At 46.5% G+C, this 12,206-nt stretch carries 11 protein-coding genes; 3 read left to right on the forward strand and 8 right to left on the reverse strand.

The window, feature by feature from the left end; translation table 11 throughout:
- Positions 1-144: 144 nt before the first annotated feature.
- The 3 genes from BFP72_RS18255 to BFP72_RS18265 all read right to left on the reverse strand — a co-directional run bounded on the left by BFP72_RS18255 (position 145) and on the right by BFP72_RS18265 (position 2,367).
- The gene (locus BFP72_RS18255; protein ID WP_099600513.1) at positions 145-717 is read right to left on the reverse strand and encodes an adenylate kinase; all 573 of its coding nucleotides are present in this window, start codon (positions 715-717) and stop codon (positions 145-147) included.
- Positions 718-890: 173 nt separating this feature from the next.
- Positions 891-1,418 carry a hypoxanthine phosphoribosyltransferase gene (gene hpt / locus BFP72_RS18260; protein ID WP_099600514.1) on the reverse strand — a complete coding sequence of 176 codons (528 nt, stop codon included), beginning with the start codon at positions 1,416-1,418 and terminating at the stop codon, positions 891-893.
- Positions 1,419-1,443: 25 nt separating this feature from the next.
- Positions 1,444-2,367 carry a M20/M25/M40 family metallo-hydrolase gene (locus BFP72_RS18265; RefSeq protein WP_099600515.1) on the reverse strand — a complete coding sequence of 308 codons (924 nt, stop codon included), beginning with the start codon at positions 2,365-2,367 and terminating at the stop codon, positions 1,444-1,446.
- A 26-nt stretch (positions 2,368-2,393) separates the two neighbouring features.
- Here BFP72_RS18265 and BFP72_RS18270 point away from each other — a divergent pair, with 26 nt between their 5' ends.
- The 3 genes from BFP72_RS18270 (at position 2,394) to BFP72_RS18280 (ending at position 7,768) form a co-directional block, all read left to right on the forward strand.
- The gene (locus BFP72_RS18270) at positions 2,394-2,909 is read left to right on the forward strand and encodes a hypothetical protein (RefSeq protein ID WP_099600516.1); all 516 of its coding nucleotides are present in this window, start codon (positions 2,394-2,396) and stop codon (positions 2,907-2,909) included.
- Positions 2,910-3,030: 121 nt separating this feature from the next.
- A complete protein-coding gene (gene polA, locus BFP72_RS18275; RefSeq protein WP_099600517.1) occupies positions 3,031-5,859 on the forward strand; it encodes a DNA polymerase I in 2,829 nt (942 codons plus the stop codon).
- A 325-nt stretch (positions 5,860-6,184) separates the two neighbouring features.
- Positions 6,185-7,768: a T9SS type A sorting domain-containing protein gene (locus tag BFP72_RS18280; protein WP_099600518.1), complete on the forward strand. Its 1,584-nt coding sequence runs from the start codon at positions 6,185-6,187 to the stop codon at positions 7,766-7,768.
- Positions 7,769-7,857: 89 nt separating this feature from the next.
- Here BFP72_RS18280 and BFP72_RS18285 read toward each other — a convergent pair whose 3' ends face one another.
- From BFP72_RS18285 to BFP72_RS18305, 5 genes are all read right to left on the reverse strand, one after another.
- Entirely contained in the window at positions 7,858-9,204 is a 1,347-nt protein-coding gene (locus BFP72_RS18285) for a hypothetical protein (protein WP_099600519.1), read from the reverse strand.
- A gap of 75 nt (positions 9,205-9,279) precedes the next feature.
- On the reverse strand, positions 9,280-9,702 hold the full coding sequence (locus BFP72_RS18290) for a secondary thiamine-phosphate synthase enzyme YjbQ (RefSeq protein ID WP_099600520.1): 423 nt from the start codon (positions 9,700-9,702) through the stop codon (positions 9,280-9,282).
- 10 nt (positions 9,703-9,712) lie between these two features.
- Positions 9,713-10,360 (reverse strand): SCO family protein, encoded by a 648-nt coding sequence (locus BFP72_RS18295; protein WP_099600521.1) that lies wholly within the window; start codon positions 10,358-10,360, stop codon positions 9,713-9,715.
- Positions 10,357-10,977 (reverse strand): toxin-antitoxin system YwqK family antitoxin, encoded by a 621-nt coding sequence (locus BFP72_RS18300; protein WP_143520129.1) that lies wholly within the window; start codon positions 10,975-10,977, stop codon positions 10,357-10,359. The genes BFP72_RS18295 and BFP72_RS18300 overlap by 4 nt, the downstream gene beginning before the upstream one ends.
- 15 nt (positions 10,978-10,992) lie before the next feature.
- Positions 10,993-12,153: a YHYH protein gene (locus BFP72_RS18305; RefSeq protein WP_099600523.1), complete on the reverse strand. Its 1,161-nt coding sequence runs from the start codon at positions 12,151-12,153 to the stop codon at positions 10,993-10,995.
- Positions 12,154-12,206 lie beyond the last annotated feature (53 nt).

Consider the following 12,206-nt stretch of genomic DNA (forward strand, 5'->3'; position numbering starts at 1 on the left):
TTAATAGACTATTGTGGTGCGTTGGCGCTGTTGTGTTGCCAATTGCAAAAGAACGTAAAAATGAGGGTTTAACAATACAAAAGGTTGTCCCAAAAGCATGAAGCTTCTGAGACAACCTTCGCATGTGTCTTTTGTCCGGGTGGATTAGAACTGATCTACTACTGTACGTATCTGGTTGAAGATCTCGTCGATGGATCCTACTCCATGGATTTTATTGAACTTACCTTGGCCTTCATAGAATTTGGCTACCGGTAGGGTTTCGTCTTTGTAGACCTTGATCCGGTTGTTGATCTTGTCCTCATTTTGGTCATCTGCCCTGCCAGACGTTTTGCCTCTGTCGAGGAGTCTTTTCTTAAGTTCGTCGTCTGGTACATCTAGTGCGACCATGCCGCTGATTGATGTTTCAAATTCGTTGAGCATCTGGTCTAGTGCCTCTGCCTGTGGGACGGTACGTGGAAATCCATCAAAGATGAAGCCTTTAGCTTCTGAAGTTGAGGCGATTTTGTCCTTGACCATGTCGATCACGACAGAATCAGGTACCAAATTGCCATCGTCCATGTATTTTTGAGCGAGTTTGCCCAAGTCAGTGCCTTCTCCCAAGTGTTTTCTAAATAGGTCTCCTGTCGAAAGGTGAGCCAAATTATATTGTGTAATGAGTTTTTCACTCTGGGTCCCTTTGCCCGCACCGGGAGGGCCGAATAATACGATGTTTAGCATGTTGTATCAGTATGTGCCTATAGGCTTCTATCAAAAAGGGGTCAAATATAATAAAAAAGGGATGGAGTAGACGATACGCACCATCTATGTATTCGTTGGGGTGGATAAAGAGGGTAAATTTGAGGAGTAGCACTCGTTGTTTGTCGAGCCCGAATAGACGAATACGTTCTGATTTAAAGCATTTGGTACAAGTCCTTGAACGTCCGTCCATGGCCGTTGTAGTCCATGCCATAGCCCACGACAAAATCATTGGGAATGGATTTGCCTATGTAGTCCACTGTGATGTCTTTGGTATACATGTCGGGTTTGTGAAAGAGAGTCAAAATTTTGACAGACTCAGTGCCTTCGTTTTCCAACGAAGAAATGATGTGCTCTAGTGTGTTGCCCGTATCGACAATGTCCTCCACGATCAAAACGTGTTTTTGATCTAGGTCTTCGTCCAGTCCGATGAGCTGTTTGACGTTGCCTGTGGATTCCTCTCCTGAGTAGGAAGCCAGTTTAAGAAAACTGATTTCGGGATCGATGGACATTTCTTGTACTAGATCTGACAGGAACATGAAGGAGCCGTTCAATATGCCGAGCAAGACGACCTCTTTGTTCGCATAATCTTGGCTTATCTGTTGTGCCAAGTCTCTGACTATCGACTGTATTTCCTCATTGGAGAGGTATTTCTTGAATTTCTTATCCTGAATCTGGACCATATCCTACTTGTTTTGTGGCTGCAATTTAAAGGTTCTCCATGAGATATTTGTACATATCGATCATCGCCTGTATGTCCTTTTTGTGAACTTTTTCGTCGGGCGAATGGACATGGTCCTCAGGTGCCCCGACGAAACACCAATCGATGGGGTAAGGGGAGGCTTGGATCTCTCTGCCATCACTGCCGCCGCTACGCTCCACTTCGATCTGATAGGGGATGTTGGATTGCTTAGCTAGCGAAAGGATACGGTCGATGTAGGAGCGGCGAGGGACACTCATGTCGCGCATAGATATGGCGACTCCTTGGCCGTGTTGTACCCCTTCGGTGACCCAAGTGATGTCTGAGATGAGTGCTTGCTTGACGCCAAAATGCTCATATATGTACTTGCACAAGAAGGGAACGCTGCCTCCGCCATGCTCTTCGCCACAGCTGAATACGATCAAGCCGTCTTCGAGAGTCTCTGCGACCTTGAGGACGTTGTAGATGCCAAGGCGGTTGTCGAGGTAGCAGGATTGGACATAGTTCTCTGTCTCTCTAAAGTCACACTTGAAGACCAGCTCTGTACCGGATTGTATTCCTCTACCAAAATCATAGAACAAGTAGCCGTCTTCTTCTTTGAGCCGACATTCGATGGGGCCCATGGCATCTTCGCCGACGAGTTCATAGCCCGTTTCGGCTTCTGGACTACCGATGGGGACGAGCTGGTTTTCATAGCGCACGGTGAACCCGATGGAGTCCATGTGAGCGAAAATAGCCGTTCGTGGTTTGCCAAATTTCAGGATGACACAATCCTGAAACGCCGAACCATGAATTACATCAGGGCGTGTCTTCCATTGAGCACTGTGGGATTCTACATACTCGATGAGGTAGTCTTTCATGGCGAGCTCATTGCCAGATGGCGCGAAGACCTCGCAGAGAGCTTGGAGCAACTCAAAATCTGTTTTATTCATAAATACCAATTCAGACCACAAAATTCATGGATTTTCGTAGATATCAAACAACAATCTTGTTTTACTTCGCAGGACTTATGATGGCGCAAATACTCAAATACCTCAGTGTCTACCTTGGCAGTACACTCAAAGTGATTTTCGGACCTGTACTGGGGATGAGTTATGGTTTTCATTTTTTGGTCACGGGGGCACTAACGACCCTTGGGATGATGACCAGCGTCTACATCGTCACCTATTTTGGGACACGTATTCGTCACCAGGCTCAATCCTACTTGACCCGAAAGAAGCGCAACATCTTCTCCAAGAAGTCGCGCCAGTATGTGCGGATTTGGCAAAAGTATGGTGTGCCTGGGATTGCTTTTATGACGCCACTTTTGTTTATGCCGATCGGTGGGGCACTCATTGCCAATGCCTTTGGAGGCAAAAAAGCAGACATCTTCAAGTATATGTGGATTTTTTGTACGTTTTGGTCGTTCTTTTTGGCATGGCTCGTTCAGTATGCGGGGCATTTGATTCCGTTTTTGGATCTGCCAGAAAAATGAATCTTATGTGTTTGAAAGCCTTGTCTTTTTTAGGCTAAAGTTGGCGGTGTGGAGAGTTTTGACAACAACTTTTTTCCAGTATCCGCCGACTTGCATTGGCTAGGTTGCTTACTTTTACCTCATGAGTAAACCTGAGAAGAAATTATTCCTGCTGGATGCCTATGCGCTGATCTATCGTGCCCATTTTGCGTTTAGCAAAAACCCGCGTATCAACTCAAAGGGAGTCAATACCAGTGCAGTTTTTGGCTTCATGAACTCTCTGTTGGAGATTTTGAAAAAGGAAAAACCTACTCACATTGGTGTTGCATTTGACACGAGTGCGCCGACCTTTCGCCACATTCAGTTTCCCGAATACAAGGCGCATCGCGAAGAGACGCCAGAGGATATCCGTACGGCCACTCCACTGATCAAGGACATACTCAAAGCCATGAATATTCCAATCCTGCTGATGGACGGATTTGAGGCGGATGACGTCATTGGTACGATTGCCAAGGCAGCTGCGCGCCAGGGTTTCGAAGTGTTCATGATGACACCTGACAAGGACTATGCGCAACTGGTAGAGGAGCATATCTATCTCTACAAGCCCGCCTATATGGGCAATGCCGTAGATGTACTCGGCATCCCCGAAGTACTTGCTAAGTTTGAGATAGATAACGTAGATCAGGTACGCGATGTGCTCGGACTAGAAGGAGACGCAGCAGACAACATTCCAGGCATCCCTGGGGTCGGAAAGAAAACCGCCATCAAATTCATCAAACAATACGGTTCGGTAGAGGGCTTACTCGAAAATACGGCAGACCTCAAAGGCAAGATGAAAGAAAAAGTCGAGGAGTTCGGTGCGCAAGGGGTATTGTCCAAGGAGCTTGCCACCATCAAAATCGACGTGCCTGTAGCCTTTGACGAAGAAGACCTCAAACACTGCGAACCCAACGAGGAGGCTGTCAAAAAGATATTTGAAGAACTGGAGTTTCGTACAATGCTCAAGCGGCTCTTCGGGGACGATGGACAATCGGCCCCTACACCTGCCACCACACCCAAAAAGAAAGCAGCTGCTGCTCCGACGGCACAGTTGGGGCTATTTGGTGCGGTGGACAGTAGTAATACAACCGACCCAGTAGCGGAGAGCTTGCCCGTCGAAAAGCAAGACATCACCACCATAGCACATGATTACCATCTCATCGATACGCCAGCCCTCAGAAAGTCACTCACGAAATACCTGTTGATGCAGGAGGAGTTTTGTTTTGACACAGAGACGACCAGTATCAACCCTGAAGAAGCCGAACTCGTGGGGATTGCTTTTGCCTATCAGGCCCATGAGGCATATTACGTGCCGTTCCCCGCGGATCAAAAAGAAGCACAAGCCATCGTAGAGGAGCTGCGCGAAGCACTAGAGTCTGAATCCATCGTCAAGATCGGACAAAACCTCAAGTACGACATTCAGGTGATGAAGAACTACGGTGTGGAGGTCAAGGGAAAATTGTTTGACACCCTACTCGCTCACTATCTCATCGACCCAGACTCTCGACACAAGATGGACGTGCTGGCGGAGAACTATCTAAATTATACCTGTATCCCGATCGAGGCACTGATAGGGAAAGGCAAGTCACAGCTCAACATGCGCGACATTCCTGTCGAGCAAGTCGTAGACTATGCGGCAGAGGATGCTGATATCACACTGCAACTCAGACAAATACTCGGAGCAGACATAGAAGCGCAAAATTTGGGCAAACTGCTGCATGAGGTCGAAGAACCACTCAGTATTGTGCTTGCAGACATGGAATATGCAGGTGTCAAGATCGATACTGAAGTACTCGGCGGGATGTCCAAGGATCTCAACGAACTCAGCATCACTGCGCAAGACAAGATTTTTGAGTTGGCGGGGCAGGAGTTCAACATTAACTCTCCCAAGCAGATGGGCGAAGTATTGTTTGAGAAAATGAAATTGGTCGAGAAACCCAAGAAGACCAAGACAGGACAGTATGCAACTGGAGAAGAAATCCTCTCCAAACTCGCCAGCGAACATGAGATCGCCGAGCGCATTTTGGAGTTTAGAGAATACCAAAAACTCAAATCCACCTACGTGGATGCATTGCCACTGCTGATCAGCAAAAAGGATGGCCTGATCCATACAGACTACCGCCAAGCGGTCGCAGCGACGGGTCGTCTTAGCTCCAACAATCCCAACCTGCAGAACATCCCGATCCGAACGACCAAGGGCAAAGAAATCCGCAAGGCATTTGTACCGAGGAGCAAGGACTACAAAATCTTCGCAGCGGATTACTCACAGATCGAGTTGCGTATCATTGCGGCATTCGCCAAAGACGAAAGTATGATCGATGCGTTCAAAAACGGTCGAGACATCCATGCGACGACTGCCTCCAAGGTATTCAAAGTACCAATGGAGGAGATGACACCCGACGTACGCCGCAAGGCCAAGGAGATCAACTTCGGCCTGATCTACGGCATCTCTGCGTTTGGGCTATCCCAAAACATAGGCATCAGTCGTACAGAAGCTGCGGAGATCATCGATGCGTACTTCACGGAGTTTCCAGGGATCAAGCGTTACATGGACGATACCGTCAACCAGGCCAAGGAACACGAGTATGTCGAGACGATCATGGGGCGTAGACGCTACCTAAGAGACATCAACTCTCGCAATGCTACAGTGCGCGGCTATGCCGAGCGAAACGCCATCAATGCCCCGATACAAGGGAGCGCGGCAGACATCATCAAGGTCGCAATGATCAACATCCACGATTGGATGAAAAAAGAAAAACTCAAGTCCAAGATGACCATGCAGGTACATGATGAATTGGTCTTCGATGCGCACGTCGACGAGCTCGATCTGCTCAAAACCAAAGTGGAGGAGTTCATGAAAAACGCCATCCAACTGGACGTCCCGATGGAGATCGGGATGGGGGTGGGTGACAACTGGCTAGAAGCGCATTAAGAGGATGTAAACGCCCTGCTTGCATTCTTAGAATAGTTCAATACCGTTAGGGGTTGAAAGAAGAGTTAGAAGGAATGAAAGCTAATAACCAGTGGTTTAGGGATGAAGTAGGGGATGTTCCTAAATGTTGTTTCAAGCAACTTTTTCTTATGTATAGGTAAATCACCTAGCCCTATAAAAGAAAAAATGAATTGATCGCACCAAAACGGTCATTCATCTAAATTGTCTCTTTTTTTTACAATTTTTGAATCTATTTTGCACATCCAGCCCGTAAGTATGATGGTGAGTTCAGAAAGACTTACAATATAGCATTTAGAGAATCAAGATGAGAAAAATTATAGCGACAGCAATTTTGCTGATTTCAGCGATTTATGTGGGGTATGCAGGTAGCATTGCATCTGTTCAGAGTGGCGATTGGAACGATCCAGCTACTTGGGGAGGTGCAGTGCCAGGAACAGGAGATGATGTCACCGTCTCACATGATGTGACGATTAACTCTAGTCTTGTTGTGAACTCCTTAACGTTTGGACAGGCATATTACCCTAATCCTGACATAGGAACTTTAGTGATTGGGTCAAATAGTATTGTTACGGTTACGACTGGGGAAACGAACCTGAATCGAAGTGGGAATGTGCTTACAGTTGAAGAAGGTTCTTCATTGGTTAAAACTAGTGGTGACTTTAAAGTATCAGCACAAGCCACTGTGGCAATCAATGGCGGTGTAGAGGTTCAAAATGGGGACTTTACAGTTTCGGGAGGGAATAACTCTACCTTGATTGTCGCTGAAAGTGGATCTCTTGCTGTAAGTGGTGAATTTACTTATGCTCATAGTAATCAAACGATAGACATCTTAGGAAATGTTACAGTTGGTTCAATGAAAGCTAGTGGTGGAAGCGGAACAACTTTTAATATTGGTTCTACGGCTACCTTTACAATTACCAATGCCTTAACTATCACTACGACACAAAGCTTTTTAGTAAATGGTGATTTTAATATTGGGAGTGTTTCTGTGACAGGAGGTAGCCCGATTTTTGAAATCGGTGAGGGAGGATCAATGAATGTTTTTGGGAATTTTGATTTGGCTAGTTCTGGAGGATTGGATATAAGTGCTGGATCTGGAACGGTAAGTGTCGGTGGTGACATGAACATAGCTGGAGGGGCAAGTGCGAATGTAGATGGTACACTTGCCGTTGATGGAAATTTGAGCATTGAGAGTGATGGGAATCGAATTACAGGTTCAGGTAGTGTGTCTGCAACTACTGCAGATTGTCCTGGTGATGACTGTGGAATTGGGGACGAAGATGAAGTAACTTCAGCACCTGCCCCTGCGCCTGAACCAGAAGACCCATCTCTGCCTGTCGAGCTTATGTCATTTGTCCTTTCTGCAGATCAGAACAGCGTATCTATCACTTGGGAGACAGCGACTGAAATCAACAACGACCGTTTCAATGTGTATCGTTCGGACGATGGCGAAGATTTTGAGTTGATCTATACGGTAGATGGGCACGGGACGACCAACGACATACAGCGCTATGGTTATACGGATTACCCAGGCTTGTCGGGAGTCTATTTCTATCAGTTGGAGCAGGTGGATTATGATGGGAAAAACGAATTTTTCAATGTCAAGCAGGTTGCTTTTGGGACAGCAAGTCAGACACAAAATCTCACGATATACCCTGTGCCACTTTCGGCCAATGAGGATTTTTATGTGAGCTACCCAGAAACCAATGAAGTGGTCACTGCTAAAATCTATGACCTTTCTGGGAGTCTCAGCCTTGCGCTCACAGCGGAGCGCCAACAAAACCGAATTCGATTCATGAGTGCTGAGCTGGGCTTACAATCGGGGATCTACATCGTACAGATCCAAGTTGGACAGAATATTACAACCCAAAAAATCAGATTGCAATAACAACAACAAACTGATTGTAGTAAAAAGCCCACGGTGATGAGAGGTCACCGTGGGCTTTTTCTTTTTTATGGCGCAACTTGGAAGTAGTGTTATTTTCCTTTGGAGTTGCCGAGTAGTTGCTTTGCCATCGCAGCACCAATCAATGATTCGAGCGGAGTCCCTCCACCGTCTCCTCCTCCAGTAATCATGGTCTGCGGGAATTGGATGTTGGCGATTTCTTTCGCTACCCCTACAGAGGTTTTGTATTGCCATTCGGCTTTTTCTTGTGGCGTCAGTCCTGCAGAGACCAACTTGGCATTTTCATAGGCCATGGCTTCTGCTGCGACTTTTCTTTGCTGTGATTTCAATCGTTCGGTTTCCAGTGCGATAGCGGCCAGTTCCTTGTTGGTTTTTTCCTGTTTTAGCTTCGTTTCGATGGCGATGAGTTGTTTGACTTGCTCTTTTTCTTGCGTGACACGCTCGGCAGCTTTGTCTCGTTCTCCCTCTGCGATGATTCGCTGTTGTGAGGATTTGGCTGTTTCTATTTTTTGCTGTTCGAGTTGTCTTTTGGCAGATTCGTCACGTTGTGCTTCGAGCCTTTTCTTGAAGGTACTTTCTAGTACCACATCGTCGACGATCACCTGCGATACGATGATATTGTTTTCGGTGATTTCATGAGAGATCCTTTTGGGGACCCCATTGATCAAAATTTTGTTTACGGTGTAGGAAGTCTGAATTTCCTTGATCATACGGTCTCCTTCATTTTGGATGTCTAGATAAATAGTGTCTCTGTTTTCGAGTTTTTCTACGGCGTAGGCACCGTCTTTGAGTTGTTCGTCTAGTGTCTGCCGAAAGCTCTGTGCCTCTCCCGAAATGTAATCTTGCGCCGCAAACATGTAGCCCGTGTTGTTGGTTTGTTCGCGTACCGTTGGCACCAGAGTGTTGTTGACTAGGTTTGACATGCTTCTAAACTTGATGGCCAAGGTTTCAAAGCTTTTTTCGTCCAAAGGCAACTGGAATCGACATGAAATGTAGACAGTCGCTGTGACTTGATCGATGAATCGGATCGGAATAGGAGACATGGCGCCTTCGATATCTTGATTTTTTCTGCCGTCATCTATGACCTTCACATCGATGTATTTCTGCCAAGGAGTGATTTTGGCAAAGCCTCTGAATTTGATGCCCTGGGTGGTCACCACACTAGTGCTTCCGGTAGGGTATACCAAAAAGTACTGCTCTGTAGCGTCTGCCCAAAAAAACAAGTAGGGAGTCAAAGCAATGAATAATCCTATTGCTGCTATGGCTGCTGCGAGACGCTGCGAAAACATCAGCAAAAATGGAGGGGCTTTGGCGCGAACTTTTTGGTCTCCTTCAAAGATGTTTTCTTCGGATAGTTGGGGTCTCAGGAAGTAGAAGATTGTACCTACGAGAAATAGAATAATGCCAATTATAATCATGGTTATGAGATTGGTTTGAAATAGTTTTTTTTAAATATATGTCAGAAAAATAATATGAACCAATTGGTGGGTTGATCAACTTCCGAGAGCGGTCAAAATTAGTCGCCGAGCCCCAGCGTGATCACGGTGCTCGCAGAGATAGATGCCTTGCCAGGTACCTAGGTTGAGTTGACCGTGAGAGATTGGTATTGAGACAGAGCTACCCATCAGTGATGCTTTGATGTGTGCTGGCATGTCGTCGTCCCCTTCGTAGTTGTGCAGGTAGTAGGGTTGATTTTCGGGGACCATGACGTTGATGTGTGATTCGAAATCATCCCGCACTGTCGGGTCCGCGTTTTCGTTGATGGTGAGACTGGCTGAAGTGTGCTGGATGAAGGCCTGGAAGATACCGATCTCGATGTTTCTAATTTCTGGAAACTGAGTCATGATTTCTTCAGTGACGAGGTGGAAACCTCTAGCGTGAGCGCGGAGACGGATTTCTTTTTGGAAGCTTTTCATGCTTCCAAATCTAATCCAACAAGGTTGAAATATCTTCCATCATGCGCTTGACTTCTAGGGGTAGTGTACCATTGTATACCCCACGGATCCTGCGCTGGTCATCGATGAGAACCAGCTTCTCGGTATGGAGAAAATCCTCTTCTGTCGTGACATTTTTGCCAAAACCCTCGTCTGCAAAATAGGAGTTGCGGGCAAGGTCGTAGGTCATGGTTTTGTCACCGGTCAGCAGGCGCCATTGGGGAGAGCGAATGGAGTTGAGTTCGGCATAGTCGTGCAAGCGTTGGACCGAATCCACCCAGGGCATCACGCTATGCGAGAGGATCATGATACGATCGTCTTGTCCGTATTGTTTTTGTAGTAGTTTGAGGTTTCGAGTCATTTTGGGGCAAACCCCAGGACATATCGAAAAGAAGAAATTGGCAACATAGATTTTCCCTTTGACACTTCGTTCACTGACTGTGTCTCCGTTTTGGTCTAGAAATGAAAATGGAGCGATCCTATGAATCTGCACGTACTCCTCGGTATTTTCTTCAACCCAAGTAGGGGTGAAAGTCTCTTCTACATAAAAAGGCAATTCGATTTCTGTATTGAGTCGCTTGGGAGAGGACTGACAAGCCCATACCGATAAGCAGATCATGAGGAGTGGGAGGTGTTTCATGGGCGTGTTTCGGTGGTGAGTACACCAGTGTATGGTTCGATGTTTTGGGTTTCACTATCTATTTTGGAGCACCTCTTGAGTCCAAGGAATCCATATTTTCTACCGTTTTCTCTTACGACGTAGTTGGATTTCATTTTGCCGTCAGGCCGCCATACGCGTTGTAGGCCTCTTTCTTTCCCGTCTAGGTAGTGGAGATCCATTTTTTGAGACCCATCGGCGTACCATTCTTGGTGGTGTCCTTGGCTAAATCCGTTTTCGAAAATATAGCGAAACTGAAGGGTTCCGTTTGGATAGTAGCCTCGGTGTATGCCGTGTTTTTCTCCCAAATGATAGGGCCGAGTATATAGGGTGTCTCCGCTGGGGTAGTAGCCAATCATAGTCCCTTCCATCTTTCCATTGAGGTAGGGAGATTTTTTTTTGAGGTTTCCGTTTCGGTCTTTTTCGATCGTATAGCCACTGTACAAACTGTCCTTCAGAAAACTGAAGCCCTGATGATCCATCGTAAGCTCATATGCCCAGACGTAGCGGTTTGGGATCTCTACGCGAGAGGGGGATATGGGGCCGCATGATACACATGCGGCGCATATTGTTCCTAATAGATATAAAACGTATTTCACTCGAACGGACGTTTCTTATTGAGTTTTGGTTCCTGCCACTCCATAGTAGCCGTCTCCATTGATCCACGGGTACTCCGTAGTGATATGGTAATGGTAGATCCCATTTGGGAAATCTACTGTGGCAGCATAGTGACCATGGTAGTCATCCAAATCATCATTGGTGATTTCTGCACCATTTTCGTGCGTGCCATATACAGGGAAGCCATCTAGGAGAAAACCCATGAAGGCATCGCTACCTTTGAGTTCAGTGAGCCATATTGGCTCGATGTGGTAGTGGTATTGATCTCCGGCGGGGTGCCCTTCGTATTGATCAAATGTATTGACCTCTTCGAATATATCGTCTCCAGGACCAGCTTCTTGGTTGAAAAACACGACGCTGTTGATAGCGACTCCCATAGGCCCGAGACCGGGCGATTCCTTTATGGTTGCTTCTTTTGGGAACCGGGGCAACTTGAAGACAATGTTTTGTTCCTCGATCGAACCAGGATTTTTGTAGAAATCGGGGTTGTTAGGTTCATTGTAGCTCGCATACAGTGGGTCATTGGCCGAGTAGTACATGCTCTCGTGATCTGGCAGGTCTTTGGTAGTGATTGTCACCCAGGTGTCGTCATAGGTCACGGTCACTGCATCCGTGTGATAAAACTTGCTGGCCAAAGTAGAGATGTCTATTTCGTCCTGTTCTCCGTTGGGGTCAGTGACCTCTTCTTCCTCTTCTTCTTTGTCATTGTCTGAGATTGAAAAATCGAGAGAGGTGTCATCGCCGAGGGTTAGAAAATCTGCTAGATCCTCGTTGAGGGCTATAGTCAGTGATTCTTCTTCTTCGGGAATTTCGTCATCGACGATCTCTATCTGTAGCGTAGCGGATTGATCCCCATCTGCGATGGATAGTTCTTTGGCTAGACGGTAGTCCTCTCCATCCTTGGCTGTACCAGAAGTTTTGATGTCCACAGAGATGGATTGACCGGTCTGATTGACTTGGTCCAAAGAAAGGGTGACTACAATAGGGTCGTCACCCTCTTGTAGTGTAGTCGACTCACTGTTTAGGTGTAGGGAGTAGGTCAGTGATTCTTCTTCTGTGATATCATCTCCTGATTCGGACTCACAACTACTGGCCCAGAGAGCTAGTACCATGACTGATGCCAGTATCCAACGGTATTGTTTTTCGTCTTTTCTCATATTTTCTACTTAGTATTTGTTTTCAAGTAATTGGCTTTGGGGATAAAACGAGA

It is taken from the genome of Reichenbachiella sp. 5M10 (assembly GCF_002742335.1).
Lineage (GTDB): Bacteria > Bacteroidota > Bacteroidia > Cytophagales > Cyclobacteriaceae > Reichenbachiella.

Bases quoted from the DNA above. Each gene is read 5' to 3' on its own strand.
- BFP72_RS18305 (WP_099600523.1), bottom strand. From the start codon at position 12,153: ATGAGAAAAGACGAAAAACAATACCGTTGGATACTGGCATCAGTCATG.
- BFP72_RS18290 (WP_099600520.1), bottom strand. From the start codon at position 9,702: ATGAAAAGCTTCCAAAAAGAAATCCGTCTCCGCGCTCACGCTAGAGGT.
- hpt (WP_099600514.1), bottom strand. From the start codon at position 1,418: ATGGTCCAGATTCAGGATAAGAAATTCAAGAAATACCTCTCCAATGAG.
- BFP72_RS18265 (WP_099600515.1), bottom strand. From the start codon at position 2,367: ATGAATAAAACAGATTTTGAGTTGCTCCAAGCTCTCTGCGAGGTCTTC.
- BFP72_RS18270 (WP_099600516.1), top strand. From the start codon at position 2,394: ATGGATTTTCGTAGATATCAAACAACAATCTTGTTTTACTTCGCAGGA.
- BFP72_RS18285 (WP_099600519.1), bottom strand. From the start codon at position 9,204: ATGATTATAATTGGCATTATTCTATTTCTCGTAGGTACAATCTTCTAC.
- polA (WP_099600517.1), top strand. From the start codon at position 3,031: ATGAGTAAACCTGAGAAGAAATTATTCCTGCTGGATGCCTATGCGCTG.
- BFP72_RS18295 (WP_099600521.1), bottom strand. From the start codon at position 10,360: ATGAAACACCTCCCACTCCTCATGATCTGCTTATCGGTATGGGCTTGT.
- BFP72_RS18255 (WP_099600513.1), bottom strand. From the start codon at position 717: ATGCTAAACATCGTATTATTCGGCCCTCCCGGTGCGGGCAAAGGGACC.
- BFP72_RS18280 (WP_099600518.1), top strand. From the start codon at position 6,185: ATGAGAAAAATTATAGCGACAGCAATTTTGCTGATTTCAGCGATTTAT.